General features: G+C 59.0%; 10 protein-coding genes. 7 read left to right on the top strand and 3 right to left on the bottom strand.

The window, feature by feature from the left end; all coding sequences use genetic code 11:
* Positions 1-338: 338 nt before the first annotated feature.
* The gene (locus tag AB4O40_RS10795) at positions 339-614 is read right to left on the bottom strand and encodes a hypothetical protein (protein ID WP_460054606.1); all 276 of its coding nucleotides are present in this window, start codon (positions 612-614) and stop codon (positions 339-341) included.
* Positions 615-800: 186 nt separating this feature from the next.
* Positions 801-1064, bottom strand: coding sequence for a DUF2790 domain-containing protein (locus tag AB4O40_RS10790; RefSeq protein WP_056725860.1), 264 nt, complete (start codon positions 1062-1064; stop codon positions 801-803).
* 483 nt (positions 1065-1547) lie between these two features.
* Between AB4O40_RS10790 and acs the strand changes: the two genes are divergently transcribed.
* The 6 genes from acs (at position 1548) to argR (ending at position 8426) form a co-directional block, all read left to right on the top strand.
* Entirely contained in the window at positions 1548-3503 is a 1956-nt protein-coding gene (gene acs, locus AB4O40_RS10785; protein ID WP_223541276.1) for an acetate--CoA ligase, read from the top strand.
* A 683-nt stretch (positions 3504-4186) separates the two neighbouring features.
* Positions 4187-4963, top strand: coding sequence for an ABC transporter substrate-binding protein (locus tag AB4O40_RS10780; protein WP_056724133.1), 777 nt, complete (start codon positions 4187-4189; stop codon positions 4961-4963).
* 91 nt (positions 4964-5054) lie between these two features.
* Positions 5055-5744, top strand: a complete 690-nt coding sequence (locus AB4O40_RS10775) for an ABC transporter permease (RefSeq protein ID WP_015096506.1) — start codon at positions 5055-5057, stop codon at positions 5742-5744.
* Positions 5741-6439: an ABC transporter permease gene (locus tag AB4O40_RS10770; RefSeq protein WP_056724135.1), complete on the top strand. Its 699-nt coding sequence runs from the start codon at positions 5741-5743 to the stop codon at positions 6437-6439. Before AB4O40_RS10775 ends, AB4O40_RS10770 begins: the two co-directional genes overlap by 4 nt.
* A gap of 37 nt (positions 6440-6476) precedes the next feature.
* A complete protein-coding gene (locus AB4O40_RS10765) occupies positions 6477-7241 on the top strand; it encodes an ABC transporter ATP-binding protein (RefSeq protein WP_056724137.1) in 765 nt (254 codons plus the stop codon).
* 204 nt (positions 7242-7445) lie between these two features.
* Positions 7446-8426, top strand: a complete 981-nt coding sequence (gene argR / locus AB4O40_RS10760; RefSeq protein WP_056724139.1) for a transcriptional regulator ArgR — start codon at positions 7446-7448, stop codon at positions 8424-8426.
* A gap of 17 nt (positions 8427-8443) precedes the next feature.
* Here argR and AB4O40_RS10755 read toward each other — a convergent pair whose 3' ends face one another.
* Positions 8444-13465, bottom strand: coding sequence for a dermonecrotic toxin domain-containing protein (locus AB4O40_RS10755; RefSeq protein ID WP_460054618.1), 5022 nt, complete (start codon positions 13463-13465; stop codon positions 8444-8446).
* Positions 13466-13774: 309 nt separating this feature from the next.
* Between AB4O40_RS10755 and AB4O40_RS10750 the strand changes: the two genes are divergently transcribed.
* The gene (locus tag AB4O40_RS10750; protein ID WP_056724143.1) at positions 13775-14995 is read left to right on the top strand and encodes an aspartate aminotransferase family protein; all 1221 of its coding nucleotides are present in this window, start codon (positions 13775-13777) and stop codon (positions 14993-14995) included.
* Positions 14996-15069: the final 74 nt, after the last annotated feature.

Raw genomic sequence — 15069 nt, 5'->3', positions numbered from 1 at the left:
GTGCGGGGCTTCAGACTGGCTTTTCGTCCCTGTAAGGGAATATTGCAGGCCCGTTTAAGGCCGCATTATAGGGAAGTTTTGCGTGCTGTGGTGCGGCGAAATGGCTCACGGATCGGTCGACGGGGGCCGTTTTTCGGTTGGAGTGAGGGTTTACAGGGCTTTGAAGGGCGTTGGCGAGGGAAGATTTTTTTTCCTGATTTTTTGCCCCGGATTATTTTTGTTCAAGAAATAACCAAAAAAGGCTTTTTTCACTACATCTTGTGTTTCGGTGGGGTTTTCTCAGGCTCCAGACACAACTAAGCCCGACCGAAGTCGGGCTGTGAAGTCACGCTGGCGGATCAGCTCAGGCGAGCGGCACCGACGTGATCAGCGCCATCGGCAGCGAGGCGGGCGGCACCGGTGTGGTCAGCGCCATCGGAAGCCAGTTTGCCTGCACCAACGTGATCAGCACCATCGGCGGCGAAGCGGGCAGCGCCGGTGTGGTCAGAACCGTCGGAGGCGACAGAGGCTTCAGTGGTGTAAGCCGCCGAGCCGGTGCGGTCGTAACCATCGGCGGCGAAGGTGTTGGCAGCCAGTACGGAGAGGGTCAGGGCGAGGATCAGTTGGGTTTTCATGGTCGTTACTCCAGTTTCGCAGGTGTTGTTTGTCTTGGGTTGCATTCAATACTACGCCGACTATTTCGATTAAAAAGCGCAAATAAATGCTTAAAAGAATCGATTGAATCGATCATTAAGGTTCGGCGCTTCATCTGCCTGATCGCGGCGGGTGGCTCGAACCTTATTGGGGGGTGAAGCAGGAGGTCAGCCGTTAGAGCAGCCGTTGCCCATGGCGCTGTAACGCAGGATGTGTCGTTGGCCGTGAGAGTCTTCGTATTCCATTTTCATCGGTACAACTTCACACACGTTCGGCGCTTCGCTCATGGAGATCACTTTGGCGATGTCCAGATGGGTGGAGTAGGTGTATTCCTCTATTGCCGGTTGTTGCTGCGCGACATCAGCCGGGACCTCGTTTGCCATGGCGGTTGCGCACAGACTGCTGAGGGCCAGAACTAATAAAGCTTTCATTTCGGATTTACCTTTTGGAGGTCGAAAGGGGGCACGCAATCTTGTTGGGATTGCGCGTGGAGCTTCGGTATCAGGGTTTTGATTAACTGCCTTCGTGGGGGCTGCAACTGGGTTAATCAGGTTGCCTTGTTGGCGTGGCTGATTTTAGGTGTACGCGCCTCGTCCATATAGCCGTGGATTTGATAAACACTTTTGACGTATTTCGTAACAATCCCCGAAAACTGGGTAATTACGCCCTGTGTAGGAGCTGGCGCAGGCTGCGATCTTTTGATCCCGTTTTTTAAGAGCAAGGTCAAAAGATCGCAGCCTGCGGCAGCTCCTACCTCGTTTGGGGGACGACGAAACGTCTGCGGTTTGGCAGGCTGGGGACCTATTTACGACAATTTGTAGGGGCTTGTTACTACCATCGTCGAATGGTTCTATAGCCCCGGCCCGGCTAAAACAGGGTCATACAAAAACAACTATTCCACCGAGGTAAGAAAGATGAGTGCGGCTTCCCTGTATCCCGTTCGTCCCGAGGTTCTGGCTAACACGCTGACCGACGAGGCGACCTACAAGGCCATGTACCAGCAGTCGGTCGTCAACCCGGACGGCTTCTGGCGCGAGCAAGCCAAGCGCCTCGACTGGATCAAGCCTTTCACCACGGTGAAGCAGACTTCCTTCGACGATCACCATGTCGACATCAAATGGTTCGCCGACGGCACCCTGAACGTTTCCTACAACTGCCTCGACCGTCATCTGGCCGAGCGCGGTGATCAGGTCGCGATCATCTGGGAAGGCGATGACCCTGCCGAAAGCCGCAACATCACTTACCGCGAACTGCACGAGCAAGTGTGCAAGTTCGCCAACGCCCTGCGTGGCCAGGACGTACACCGCGGCGACGTGGTGACTATCTATATGCCGATGATCCCCGAAGCCGTGGTCGCCATGCTGGCCTGTACCCGGATCGGCGCGATTCACTCGGTGGTGTTCGGCGGTTTCTCGCCGGAAGCCCTGGCCGGTCGTATCATCGACTGCAAATCCAAAGTGGTGATCACGGCCGACGAAGGCATTCGTGCCGGCAAGAAGATCCCGCTCAAGGCCAACGTCGACGACGCCCTGACCAACCCGGAAACCAGCAGCATCCAGAAAGTCATCGTGTGCAAGCGCACCGGCGGCGACATCAAGTGGAACCAGCATCGCGACATCTGGTTCGAGGACCTGATGAAAGTGGCCGGCACCGTGTGCGCGCCGAAAGAGATGGGCGCCGAAGAAGCGCTGTTCATCCTTTACACCTCGGGTTCCACCGGCAAGCCGAAGGGCGTGCAGCACACCACTGGCGGCTATCTGCTGTACGCAGCCATGACCCACGAGCGCGTGTTCGACTACCGCCCGGGTGAAATCTACTGGTGCACCGCCGACGTCGGCTGGGTCACCGGCCACAGTTACATCGTCTACGGCCCGCTGGCCAACGGCGCGACCACGCTGCTGTTCGAAGGCGTGCCGAACTACCCGGACATCACCCGGGTGGCGAAGATCGTCGACAAGCACAAGGTCAACATCCTCTACACCGCACCGACCGCGATCCGCGCCATGATGGCTTCGGGCACCGCCGCTGTTGAAGGCGCCGATGGCAGCAGCCTGCGCCTGTTGGGTTCGGTGGGCGAGCCGATCAACCCGGAAGCCTGGGACTGGTACTACAAGAATGTCGGCAAGTCCCGTTGCCCGATCGTCGATACCTGGTGGCAGACCGAGACCGGCGGCAACATGATGAGCCCGCTACCGGGGGCGCACGCGCTCAAGCCAGGCTCTGCGGCGCGTCCGTTCTTCGGCGTGGTGCCGGCCCTGGTGGACAACCTGGGCAACATCGTCGAAGGCGAGGCCGAGGGCAACCTGGTGATTCTCGATTCGTGGCCAGGTCAGGCACGTACGCTGTTTGGCGACCATGACCGCTTCGTCGACACTTACTTCAAGACCTTCCGTGGCATGTACTTCACCGGTGACGGTGCGCGTCGTGACGCTGACGGTTACTACTGGATCACCGGTCGCGTGGACGACGTGCTCAACGTGTCCGGCCACCGCATGGGCACCGCCGAGATCGAAAGCGCGATGGTCGCTCACCCGAAAGTCGCCGAAGCCGCAGTGGTCGGTGTGCCGCACGACATCAAGGGGCAGGGCATTTATGTTTATGTCACTCTTAAAAACGGTGTAGAGCCGAGCGAGCAGCTGCGCCTGGAACTGAAAAACTGGGTGCGCAAGGAGATCGGTCCGATTGCTTCGCCGGATGTGATTCAGTGGGCGCCGGGGCTGCCGAAGACTCGTTCGGGCAAGATCATGCGCCGGATTCTGCGCAAGATTGCGACGGCTGAATATGATGGGTTGGGTGATATTTCCACCCTGGCTGATCCGAGTGTGGTGCAGCATTTGATTGATACCCACAAGACGATGAATGTCGCGTAAGCGCGGGTTCTGAGTCACTGAAAGCCCTGTCAGGTGTTGAGCCTGGCGGGGCTTTTTTGTGCCTGGGCTGGCCTCTTCGCGGGCAGGCCCGCTCCCACAGGGATTTGCGGTGTATATGCGATCTGAACCACACCACAAAACCTGTGGGAGCGAGCTTGCTCGCGATGGCGGTTTGTCAGGTGCCACTTAAACATCGGCCAATAAATATCGGCTTCGGCCGTAGGACGATTCCCACTGTTACCTGCGTTCTTTCAGGTTACTGAATGTGTAACCGCGTCGCGCCAATACGGGGCATTGGGAAACGTCGGTACTCAAATCCGGTCCTTAAATGCCCTTGAAAAAAATAAGCCATTACACTGCGCTTGCCGGATTAGAAGGGTTTGCCAATAATAGGCCCGCAATTTGCAATATAGATCGGTTCAATATCTTTTGCTCTTGCATGATTTTGCAGGGCTGTCAACGTGCTAAAACGGCTTTCTCAGTGCTTCTGTAATTAGTTGTCGCATTGAAGAAATATCGGCCTCGGGCCTGTCGTTAGAATGCCGATCACTCGCTCGTCGTTGCTCGTGTTGAATTTCAACACCCGCTTCCCAGGACGCAGCACTGCTTTCCGGTTCCACTCACTCGCATATTGGGCTGTTGCTCACTCTGCCGTTTTTGCCCTTTACCGATGGAGTCCCAAGATGAAGAAACTCGTGCTGCTTGGCGCCCTGGCACTGTCCGTGCTGTCCTTGCCAACCTTCGCCGATGAAAAACCTCTGAAAATCGGTATCGAGGCGGCTTACCCTCCGTTCGCGTCCAAGGCACCGGACGGCAGCATCGTTGGTTTCGACTACGACATCGGCAACGCGCTGTGTGAAGAAATGAAGGTCAAGTGCGTGTGGGTCGAGCAAGAGTTCGACGGTCTGATCCCTGCGCTCAAGGTGCGCAAGATCGACGCGATCCTGTCGTCCATGTCGATCACTGAAGATCGCAAGAAGTCCGTGGACTTCACCAACAAGTACTACAACACCCCGGCTCGCCTGGTCATGAAAGCCGGCACTCAGGTCAGCGAAGGCCTGACCGAGCTCAAGGGCAAGAACATCGGTGTGCAGCGTGGTTCCATCCACGAGCGTTTCGCCCGCGAAGTCCTGGCCCCGCTGGGTGCCGAGATCAAGCCTTACGGTTCGCAGAACGAGATTTACCTCGACGTGGCCGCCGGCCGCCTCGACGGCACCGTGGCAGACGCTACGCTTCTGGATGACGGTTTCCTGAAAACCGACGCCGGTAAAGGTTTCGCCTTCGTCGGCCCTGCGTTCACCGACGTCAAATACTTCGGCGACGGCGTAGGCATCGCGGTTCGCAAGGGTGACAAGGAAGATCTGGACAAACTCAACAATGCTATCGCGGCCATCCGTGCGAACGGCAAATACAAGCAAATCCAGGACAAGTACTTCGCCTTCGATATCTACGGCAAGTAACTCGTCCCAGCGACAAGTCCGAAATGGCGCAAGCAACAGGATCTCTGAGGTTTGCGCCATTTTTTCATCCCAACTTTCGAGGACCTGAATCATGTTGAAAGGCTACGGGGCTGTCATCCTCGATGGCGCTTGGCTGACGCTTCAGCTCGCCTTGTCGTCCATGGCCATGGCCATCGTTCTGGGCCTGATCGGCGTGGCACTGCGTCTGTCGCCGGTGCGCTGGCTGGCCTGGCTGGGCGACCTGTATTCCACGGTGATCCGCGGTATTCCCGACCTGGTGCTGATCCTGCTGATTTTCTACGGTGGCCAGGACCTGCTCAACCGCGTCGCACCGCTGCTCGGCTTTGACGAGTACATCGACCTGAACCCGTTGGCGGCCGGTATCGGCACCTTGGGCTTCATCTTCGGTGCGTACCTGTCGGAAACCTTCCGTGGCGCCTTCATGGCGATCCCCAAGGGCCAGGCCGAAGCCGGCATGGCTTACGGCATGAGCAGTTTCCAGGTGTTCTTCCGGGTGTTGGTGCCGCAGATGATTCGTCTGGCGATTCCGGGTTTCACCAACAACTGGCTGGTATTGACCAAGGCTACCGCGCTGATTTCGGTGGTGGGTCTGCAAGACATGATGTTCAAGGCCAAGCAGGCAGCCGATGCCACCCGCGAGCCTTTCACCTTCTTCCTCGCAGTGGCGGCGATGTACCTGGTGATCACCAGTGTGTCGTTGCTGGCATTGCGTCACCTTGAGAAGCGCTACTCGGTAGGCGTAAGGGCGGCTGATCTATGATCTTCGACTACAACGTCATCTGGGAGGCCATGCCGCTGTACCTCGGCGGCCTGGTGACCACCCTCAAACTGCTCGCGCTGTCGCTGTTCTTCGGCTTGCTGTGCGCCTTGCCGCTGGGCCTGATGCGCGTCTCGAAGAACTCGGTCGTCAACATGTCGGCCTGGCTCTACACCTATGTGATCCGTGGCACGCCGATGCTGGTGCAGCTGTTCTTGATCTACTACGGTCTGGCGCAGTTCGAAGCGGTGCGTGAAAGCTTCCTCTGGCCGTGGCTGTCCAGCGCAACGTTCTGTGCGTGCCTGGCGTTCGCGATCAACACCAGCGCCTACACCGCCGAAATCATCGCCGGCAGCCTGCGTGCCACGCCGAACGGCGAGATCGAAGCGGCCAAGGCCATGGGCATGTCGCGGGTCAAGATGTACAAGCGCATCCTGCTGCCGTCGGCCCTGCGCCGTGCGCTGCCGCAGTACAGCAACGAGGTGATCATGATGCTGCAGACCACCAGTCTGGCGTCCATCGTGACCCTGATCGACATCACCGGTGCCGCGCGCACGGTCAACGCCCAGTTCTACCTGCCGTTCGAGGCGTACATCACGGCCGGCGTGTTCTACCTGTGCCTGACCTTCATCCTGGTGAAGCTGTTCAAGATGGCCGAGCGCCGCTGGCTGGGCTACCTGGCCCCGCGCAAGCACTGAATACCACTGACTGACTGTTTTTGTGAGAACCGACAGCATGTACAAACTTGAAGTCCAAGACCTGCATAAACGCTATGGCAGTCACGAAGTGCTCAAGGGCGTGTCCCTGAAAGCGGCAGCCGGCGATGTGATCAGCATCATCGGTTCCAGTGGCTCCGGCAAAAGTACTTTCCTGCGCTGCATCAACCTGCTGGAGCAGCCACACGCGGGCAAGATCCTGCTCAACAACGAAGAGCTCAAGCTGGTGGCGAACAAGGACGGCGCGCTGAAGGCTGCCGACCCGAAACAGCTGCAACGCATGCGTTCGCGCCTGTCGATGGTGTTCCAGCATTTCAACCTGTGGTCGCACATGACCGCGCTGGAAAACATCATGGAAGCGCCGGTGCATGTGCTGGGCATGTCCAAGGCCGAGGCCCGCGACAAGGCCGAGCACTACCTGAACAAGGTAGGCGTGGCCCATCGCAAGGATGCTTACCCTGGGCACATGTCCGGCGGCGAGCAGCAGCGCGTGGCCATTGCCCGTGCGTTGGCGATGGAGCCGGAAGTGATGCTGTTCGACGAACCGACTTCCGCCCTCGACCCGGAGCTGGTCGGCGACGTGCTGAAAGTCATGCAGGCCCTGGCCCAGGAAGGCCGGACCATGGTCGTGGTGACCCACGAAATGGGCTTTGCCCGTGAAGTGTCGAACCAGTTGGTGTTCCTGCACAAAGGTGTGGTCGAAGAAAGCGGCAACCCGCGCGAAGTGCTGGTGAACCCGCAATCCGAGCGTTTGCAGCAATTTCTCTCGGGTAGCCTGAAGTAATCAGGGCTGCCGTTGTGCACCTTGCTAGGAGCTGCCGAAGGCTGCGATCTTTTGATCTTGATTTTTCGAGTCAAAAGATCGCAGCCTCGTTTCACTCGACAGCTCCTACAGGTTTGATCTCTGCTGGTTTTAAGATTTGCGTTCATTTACGGGCTAGCATTGGCCCATGCCTTCATCACTGTTCTCCGCTTCGGATTGCCCACCATGACTGCCCATCGAATTGGTTTCCTGATTTGGCCCAGCACTAAAGCACTGACGCTTGCGCTGGCTGAGGAGGCCTTGCGTGTTGCCCAGCGTGTGCATCCGGACGTGGTTTACGAGTTGTCGTTCCTGCAGGCCGAACCGCCGGCCGAAAGCGCCTGGCAATTGCCGGGCGAGGCGTGGGCCGGCAAGCTCGAAAACTTCCAGAAACTGTTCCTGCTCGCTGACGAACCACCGACCGCACTGGCGCCGGCGCTCAGCAGTGCGCTCAAGCAACTGGTGCGTTCCGGTTGCGTGATCGGCGGTCTGTCGGCCGGTGTTTACCCGTTGGCACAGCTGGGTTTGCTCGACGGTTATCGCGCGGCGGTGCATTGGCGCTGGCAGGACGATTTCGCCGAGCGCTTTCCGAAGGTCATTGCCACCAGCCACCTGTTCGACTGGGATCGCGATCGCCTGACGGCGTGCGGCGGCATGTCGGTGCTCGACTTGTTGCTGGCGGTGCTGGCCCGCGACCACGGTGCGGAACTGGCCGGTGCGGTGTCCGAGGAACTGGTGGTCGAGCGCATTCGTGAGGGCGGCGAACGCCAGCGTATTCCGTTGCAGAACCGCCTCGGTTCCAGCCATCCGAAGCTCACCCAGGCGGTGTTGCTGATGGAAGCCAACATCGAAGAGCCGCTGACCACCGACGAAATCGCCCAGCACGTGTGCGTGTCCCGTCGGCAACTGGAGCGCATTTTCAAGCAATACCTCAACCGTGTGCCGAGCCAGTACTACCTGGAACTGCGCCTGAACAAGGCCCGGCAGATGTTGATGCAAACCAGCAAGTCGATCATCCAGATCGGCCTGTCCTGTGGCTTCTCCTCGGGGCCGCATTTCTCCAGCGCCTATCGCAATTTCTTCGGTGCCACGCCGCGGGAAGATCGCAACCAGCGGCGCAGCAGCAGCCCGTTCGAGTTGTCATCGGTGCCGCCGGAGCGCGGTTGATCCGCGCCTGATACCGATCAGTCTTCCGGTTCGGACGCCTCGGAAGTCGACATCTCCAATTCTGCCCGATCAATCACTTCCTGAACCCCGAAGTCGACGCTGGTCAACCTGAAGTACTCAAGCAGGATTTGCAGGCTTTCTTCAGAGAGCGCATTACCCCGCAGGCTGATGCTTTCGGCGACCTCCAACGGCATTTCGAGGAGGTCGGCGGGTATCTGGCTGATCGTGTTGCCGCTCAGGTCTACGATTTCCAGGCTCTTGAGTTGCATCAGCCCGGCGGGTAATTCGGGGAGCCCGCAGTTGTCCAGTTGCAGGGTTGCCAGGTCCGTCATCTGGCTGATATCCGGAGCCAGCCCCAGGGGATTGTTTCTCAAATCGATGAATTCCAGGCGGGCCATCTCGGCCAGGTTCAGGACCGACTCCGGGGACAGGGTGATGTTGCAGTCAGGGAGATTGAGCGAGCTCAAATCGCTCATCCGGAAGATCGCCTCCGGGATATTGCCCAGCCTGAAGTCGTTGATAACGAGGGTCTTGAGTTTGGGGAAGCACTCCAGGAACCCCGTGACACCCGAAGTCAGGCCACTCTCGCTCTCCAGGTAAACCAGAGAAACATGGCTGAAATCTGCGCTAAGTGTCGGAAGGTGACCGGTAATCCACGTGTTCAGGCTCAGGTCATAAGTAGTCGCTTGCAGCGAGTCGTTGAGGTTCACTGGATCGGTTTCCCGGCGCCAGCAGCGCAGTACGGACTCTCTGAATGCGTCCCGCGTCGAATGTTCGATCAGCAGTTGCTGGGCAGTGAACGGTTGATTGCTGTGGGGGTGGACGGCTGGAATATTGCCGGTCCAGGCCGACAGGTCGTGTTCAAGGGTGGTGAGTTCGGCTTCCAGGCGGGTCAATGCGATTCGCCCCTCGTCCAGTGTGCCGGGGAGCAGGAACACGAATTTGCTGGCGTCCTCCTGGTCCATCATGGGGTACAGCGCCTGGGTGCGGTCGATATCTGCTTGCTCGGCAAAGATACCGAAGTCCTGATGGGTCTGTTGGAAGTGCTGTTTGAGGCGTTCACGGGTTGCGCTGGAAAACGGATTGTTGGCCAGGTCGAAACCCTCCTGGGTGCGTTGTTGCAGCGTGAACAGTGCGCTGGGCAACTCTTTGATCTGGTTATCATTGAGTAGGGCGGTGCGCAGGCGCGGACGAGTCAGCAAGTTGCGCGGTAGTTCAGTGATGCCCGTCTGCGATAAATCGATGTAGTTCAAGTCCGGCATGCTGCCGAAATCGGGTGTCAGGCCCAAGGGGTTGTTGTACAAGTCCAAAGTGGTCAACTGATGCAGGCCCTCGAGCCCGAGCTGGCTTTCGGGGCTGAGGGTGATCGAGCAATTGCTCAGAATGAGCTCTTCGAGTCGCAGCGATGGAAGGGTGTCTGGCAAGCGGCCAAGGTTGAAGTCTCGCAGTTTCAGGATGCGTAGGCCGGTAAAGCCGCGCAGAAACTCGTGCAGGCCCCGCGTGGCGCTACCACCATCGAGCCTTAGCATTGTGACGCCGCTGAAGTCGGTGTCCAGTGTTGGCAATTGGCCAATGATGGCTTGGGAGAAGTTGAAGTCGACTGTTTCAAGAGTCGTTTCGGGAAGGGTCCATTGCTGGCGCCAACAGTCGGCCAGATCGATAGTGAATTGACGGCGGACCTGCTGTTGCGCAGCGAACTGCCCGGGCGTGATCCTGATTTGCGTGTCTGGAATAAACAGCGGAATTTCATCGCGCCAGGATGAAAGTGCCTCCAGCAGTTGCGTGTGTTGAGTCATGAGTCGACTCAGCTCTGCTCGCGGTCCGCCGGGATGCAGTTGCAAGCGTTCGATGAAGGCGTCGAGTTCTTCGGCGGATAGATGGGGAAACAGTGTCTGTGCCCGACCTTGCAAGGTGGGTATGTTGCGTGGCATTTGACGATACCCGTCACCGCCACCGAGCAAGCGCATCACTTTTGGGTCGTAGGTGGGTTTGAGGTCGGGGTGTTGAATCAGCAGTGCGCGCAATGCATCGCGGCTCAAGGCGTGCTGGCGAATCAGCTGCTTGAGCCGTTCACCTTCACCGATATTCAGATTCAAGGCCGCCCGTTCGCTGTCCGGCATGGCCTGTAGCAGGCAGGTGTAGAGCGAGCCCATGCCGCTGAGTTCTTCGCCGTCATGATCGAAGGGCTGATAGGAACCCTCTTCTCCGAGCACCAGCACTTTACGCAGGGGCGCGTCGATACGGCCAAGGCTGTCGATCAGCGGACCCTCATGGGCGTACTGGCGGATTTCCAGTCGTAGCTCTGCCGTCCAGCCCGGCAGTTTTTCCAGGGTGTGCAAGGCCAGCCGGTCGGTGTCGAGGTTGTTCTCGGTCGATGGCAGATCAAGCCCCTCGTAGGCACGTGTCACCCGTACTTGCAATCCGGCCTCCCGGCTCAACTCGACCAGGCGAGGGGCAAGGATTGAGTTTTTCAGCTGCTGCAGTTCCTGATCGCTTGCCGTGTCCACAATCGCTTGTGCAACGCTGCGTGGCAATCCGGGCTCGGCATCCATGACCACTTGTATGGCTGCGCGAGCGCCACGTTCGAGTCTGCGGTAACGTTGATCGAACAGGCTTTGCCGTTTCTGTTCGGCAAGCCGCGCGAGTATCTTGCGCAATCGCTGCACCCGCTTTTCCAGGCCAGGGGAGGGGTGGCCGAATTCTTCGCTCATCAGCGTTCTGGCTTCGCTGTCCGACAGGGTCTGGAGAAAGGTTTTCAGCAGGTCGCCGTCGGTGAGGCGGGTGGTATCGATTTGCACCACGGGTACATCGGGCGCCGGGCTTTGCCAAAGGGTTTGCGCTTTTTTGTCGATCAGTCGCAGGCCTTTGTTTGCCGGCCAGTAACCGTTTTCATTGAGCAGTTCCAGCTGTGTCACCGGATCCGCCTTGAGGAAGTGCTCCGGCTGGTCACTGCCGATCTGATCGATAAAGGTCTGTATGTCCTGATCGATCCCGAAGCGTTTGAGTGTGTCGGCCAATAGCGGCGGTACCCGCCCGGTATTCACGTGCATCTTGCGCAGGACATCTTCGTGGCTGCCGCTGATGCTGAGGATGCGTTCGCGAGTACTGGCCGAAAATCGCTGCATGTCCGGGCCGACACGGTGCAGTACGGTGGCCTGGTCCCAGCTCAACGGCTGGTCGAGTTCGGTTTGCCAGGCACCGGCACCGTTGTGTCGCAGTTTTGGTTTGTAGGCGTCAGGGCGGGAGGGGTGGTCGATGTGGTACCCGCCGGTTAGTGGATCCTTGCTCACGGCGTAGTGCTTGTTTTCCAGGAGTAGCAGGTTTTTGCCCTGATACGGGTGCTGGCCCAGTTCATTCGGTTTTGCATCCTTGGGTAACGCCGAGGGGTGTTCATAGCCGGTCAGGTCGGGCTGCCAGTAGCGGGTGTCGCCGTTTGGCCGTTTTACCGTATTGAAGCCGTCGATGAATTCAACGATCTCCCGGGGCAATACCGAGCGAAATTCGCCGGCGGCGATCGCCCCTCCTGCGGCAAAGGTCCCCAGTTGCACTGCGGACTCCACCACACCCATCAAGTGCCCGAAGGCCTCGCGACTCCGCCCCTCGGCCCAGTCGACCACGCTTTCGAAGGTTTCGTCGAGCAACTGGTAGGCCATGTAGCCGAGCATCAGTTCGCCGAGAAACGGCACGAATGGCAGTGCCACGAAAGCGGCGATGTTCAGCAGTGCCGAGGCGATCTCCGTGAAGGAATCCCACAGCGCCCAGCGGGCTTTCTGATCGACCGTTGCAGTGGACACCGCGATCACCCGCGCATCGTTGAGGATTTTGTTGAGCTTGCTCTGGTAGAGGTGAGTCCACAGTTCTGCTGTGGCAGGCATTGCCACGATCTTCAGGTCCGCGCGCGGGTTGGGCTGTTGCCGCCAGGTCGGACGAGGATCGCCTGGCTGGACCGGTTGCCAGGTGATCGGGACAAGCAGTTGGTTCAGCTGTGCGAAAAAGTGACCGCGATCCTCATGGTTAATGAAGCGACTGAAAAACTGTTGATAGGCGGGGTCGAGCAGACGTCGACCCAGTTCCTCGGCGAAGGCCGCAGACGAGGGGTATTCCTTGATCGGCTGTTCGGGGTCGCCCGGTATATAAGCCACCACGCGAACCACTTCCCGGGCGCGCTCCAGGTCCGGGGCAAACAGCAGGATGCCGGTGAGGCTCGCGTTGAGGATCTTCAGGTCATGACAGCGCCATGGCTGCTTGTGCTGCGGCAGGTTGTCGAGCAGGCCGAGAATAAGGCTGTGGGTGTCGCTGCCCAGGTTTTTTTGCATCTGCGCCAGGTGCAATGCAGCGGTGATTGCGGATTTCTGGCTGTCGCGGATTTTCCCTCGCAGCAGCGCCGAGTCCACCGGATTGCCGATACTCAGATTGTCTTCCAGATAGGTTTTATAGCGCTGGCCGATGTCCAGCTCCCGGCACATGGCGGTAAAGACCGTGACAGGCATTTTTTCCAGGATCTGCGGCAAGGTCAGGAATTGCCCGTTGGAGGATGGCGCGGTGATGTACGTCGAGGCGGGTTCGAAGGCATCTGCAAGGGTCTCGGCACTTTCGAAATTGTGCAGTGCGGCATCCAGCAGCGATACCGTCCAGGTGCGCGCAGCGCCTGACTTCAGGCGTAACCACGGCAGGTGATCAGGCAGGTAGAGGCGCAAAAACGTTTCGCGCACATTCAGATCCAGGCCGAAGCGGCGCTTGATTTCGGCCTGGAGCAGCGGCTCGGCGAAATCCGCGGGGTTTTGCAGGTTGGCCAGCGCCTTGTCGACCTGATTCTGGCTGGAGATCTGTCGGGCGATCAGCCTGGCGAGTTTCGTGTGGTGATGTTTCGATGCAGCCTTTAGTCCGGCGGGCAGAGTGGGAGTGATGTTGCGCAGCGCCTCGCGTCTGTGAGGCGCCGCCTGGCGCAGCCAAGGGGGGATCACATTTTGCAGATGCTGGAAATGAGCGTCCGGCCTGAAAGCGTCGCAGGCAATAGTGGCAGTGGATTCGGTAATCATGGGGGCAGTGGCCGTTGGTTTTGAAAGGCCACTAGGAAAACCCGCGAACCTGGACGCTGTGCGGTACATATTTACCGCACTCGGGCCATTGGCAGGCGTTACAGCGCAGCAAGCCTGCCGCAAACGTCCGCCGCCAGTTAAACTGCGCCTTTGCGACCCTATATGTCGCATTGCCGTAAACCCGGGAAAATCCGGGGTTTGCGCTATAAGAAGTTGTCGCTTGGCGGCAAGGCCGGGCTGAAAACTGTCCTTACAATCCTCACCAAGCTCGCCAGTTTCAGGCGAGTGTTTTCTCTTCAGGAGACTCCGATGTCCGTTGAGCACGCTGCGGTACAACGCGCCGATTTCGATCAGGTAATGGTTCCCAACTATGCGCCTGCCGCATTCATTCCTGTGCGTGGCGCCGGTTCCCGCGTTTGGGACCAGTCCGGCCGCGAGCTGATCGACTTTGCCGGCGGGATTGCCGTCAACGTATTGGGTCACGCCCATCCGGCGCTGGTCGGTGCCTTGACCGAGCAGGCGAACAAGCTGTGGCACGTGTCCAACGTGTTCACCAATGAGCCGGCCCTGCGCCTGGCACACAAGCTGGTCGACGCCACCTTTGCCGAGCGCGCTTTCTTCTGCAACTCCGGCGCCGAAGCCAACGAGGCCGCTTTCAAGCTGGCCCGTCGTGTCGCGTTCGACCGTTATGGCAGCGAGAAGTACGAAATCATCGCCGCGCTCAACAGCTTCCACGGCCGTACCCTGTTCACCGTGAACGTCGGTGGCCAGTCGAAGTACTCCGATGGCTTCGGTCCGAAGATCACCGGCATCACCCACGTGCCGTACAACGATCTGGCCGCGTTGAAAGCTGCCGTTTCCGACAAGACCTGCGCCGTGGTCCTGGAGCCTATTCAAGGTGAGGGTGGCGTTCTGCCGGCCGAACTGGCCTACCTGCAAGGCGCCCGCGAACTGTGCAACGAGCACAACGCGCTACTGGTGTTCGACGAAGTGCAAACCGGCATGGGCCGTACCGGCCACCTGTTCGCCTACCAGCATTACGGTGTGATCCCGGACATCCTGACCAGCGCCAAGAGCCTGGGCGGTGGTTTCCCGATCGCCGCCATGCTGACCACCGAAGACCTGGCCAAGCACCTGGTCGTCGGCACCCACGGCACCACTTACGGCGGCAACCCGCTGGCGTGTGCTGTCGCCGAAGCCGTGATCGACGTGATCAACACCCCTGAGGTGCTGGCTGGTGTCAACGCCAAGCATGACAAGTTCAAGGCCCGCCTTGAGCAGATCGGCGAGAAGTACGGCCTGTTCACCCAGGTCCGTGGCCTGGGCCTGTTGATCGGCTGTGTGCTGAGCGATGCCTGGAAAGGCAAGGCCAAGGACATTTTCAACGCCGCTGAGCAAGAAGGCCTGATGATTCTGCAAGCCGGCCCGGACGTGGTGCGTTTCGCCCCGAGCCTGGTGGTGGAAGACGCCGATATCGATGCCGGTCTGGACCGCTTCGAACGTGCCGCGGCAAAACTGACGCAAGCCTGATAGACCCTTCGACGCCTGCAAGTCAGGCGTCGAACCCAATTTTTTATGCCGGCCCCGCTTTTATGTGGGAGCGA

It is taken from the genome of Pseudomonas sp. S2_F07 (assembly GCF_054668325.1).
The sequence above is the reverse complement of the archived record's forward strand: the minus strand, read 5'-3'. Positions and strand labels throughout refer to the sequence as shown.

Coding starts and splice junctions, on each gene's coding strand:
- AB4O40_RS10795 (WP_460054606.1), bottom strand. CDS start 614: ATGAAAACCCAACTGATCCTCGCCCTGACCCTCTCCGTACTGGCTGCC.
- AB4O40_RS10790 (WP_056725860.1), bottom strand. CDS start 1,064: ATGAAAGCTTTATTAGTTCTGGCCCTCAGCAGTCTGTGCGCAACCGCC.
- acs (WP_223541276.1), top strand. CDS start 1,548: ATGAGTGCGGCTTCCCTGTATCCCGTTCGTCCCGAGGTTCTGGCTAAC.
- AB4O40_RS10780 (WP_056724133.1), top strand. CDS start 4,187: ATGAAGAAACTCGTGCTGCTTGGCGCCCTGGCACTGTCCGTGCTGTCC.
- AB4O40_RS10775 (WP_015096506.1), top strand. CDS start 5,055: ATGTTGAAAGGCTACGGGGCTGTCATCCTCGATGGCGCTTGGCTGACG.
- AB4O40_RS10770 (WP_056724135.1), top strand. CDS start 5,741: ATGATCTTCGACTACAACGTCATCTGGGAGGCCATGCCGCTGTACCTC.
- AB4O40_RS10765 (WP_056724137.1), top strand. CDS start 6,477: ATGTACAAACTTGAAGTCCAAGACCTGCATAAACGCTATGGCAGTCAC.
- argR (WP_056724139.1), top strand. CDS start 7,446: ATGACTGCCCATCGAATTGGTTTCCTGATTTGGCCCAGCACTAAAGCA.
- AB4O40_RS10755 (WP_460054618.1), bottom strand. CDS start 13,465: ATGATTACCGAATCCACTGCCACTATTGCCTGCGACGCTTTCAGGCCG.
- AB4O40_RS10750 (WP_056724143.1), top strand. CDS start 13,775: ATGTCCGTTGAGCACGCTGCGGTACAACGCGCCGATTTCGATCAGGTA.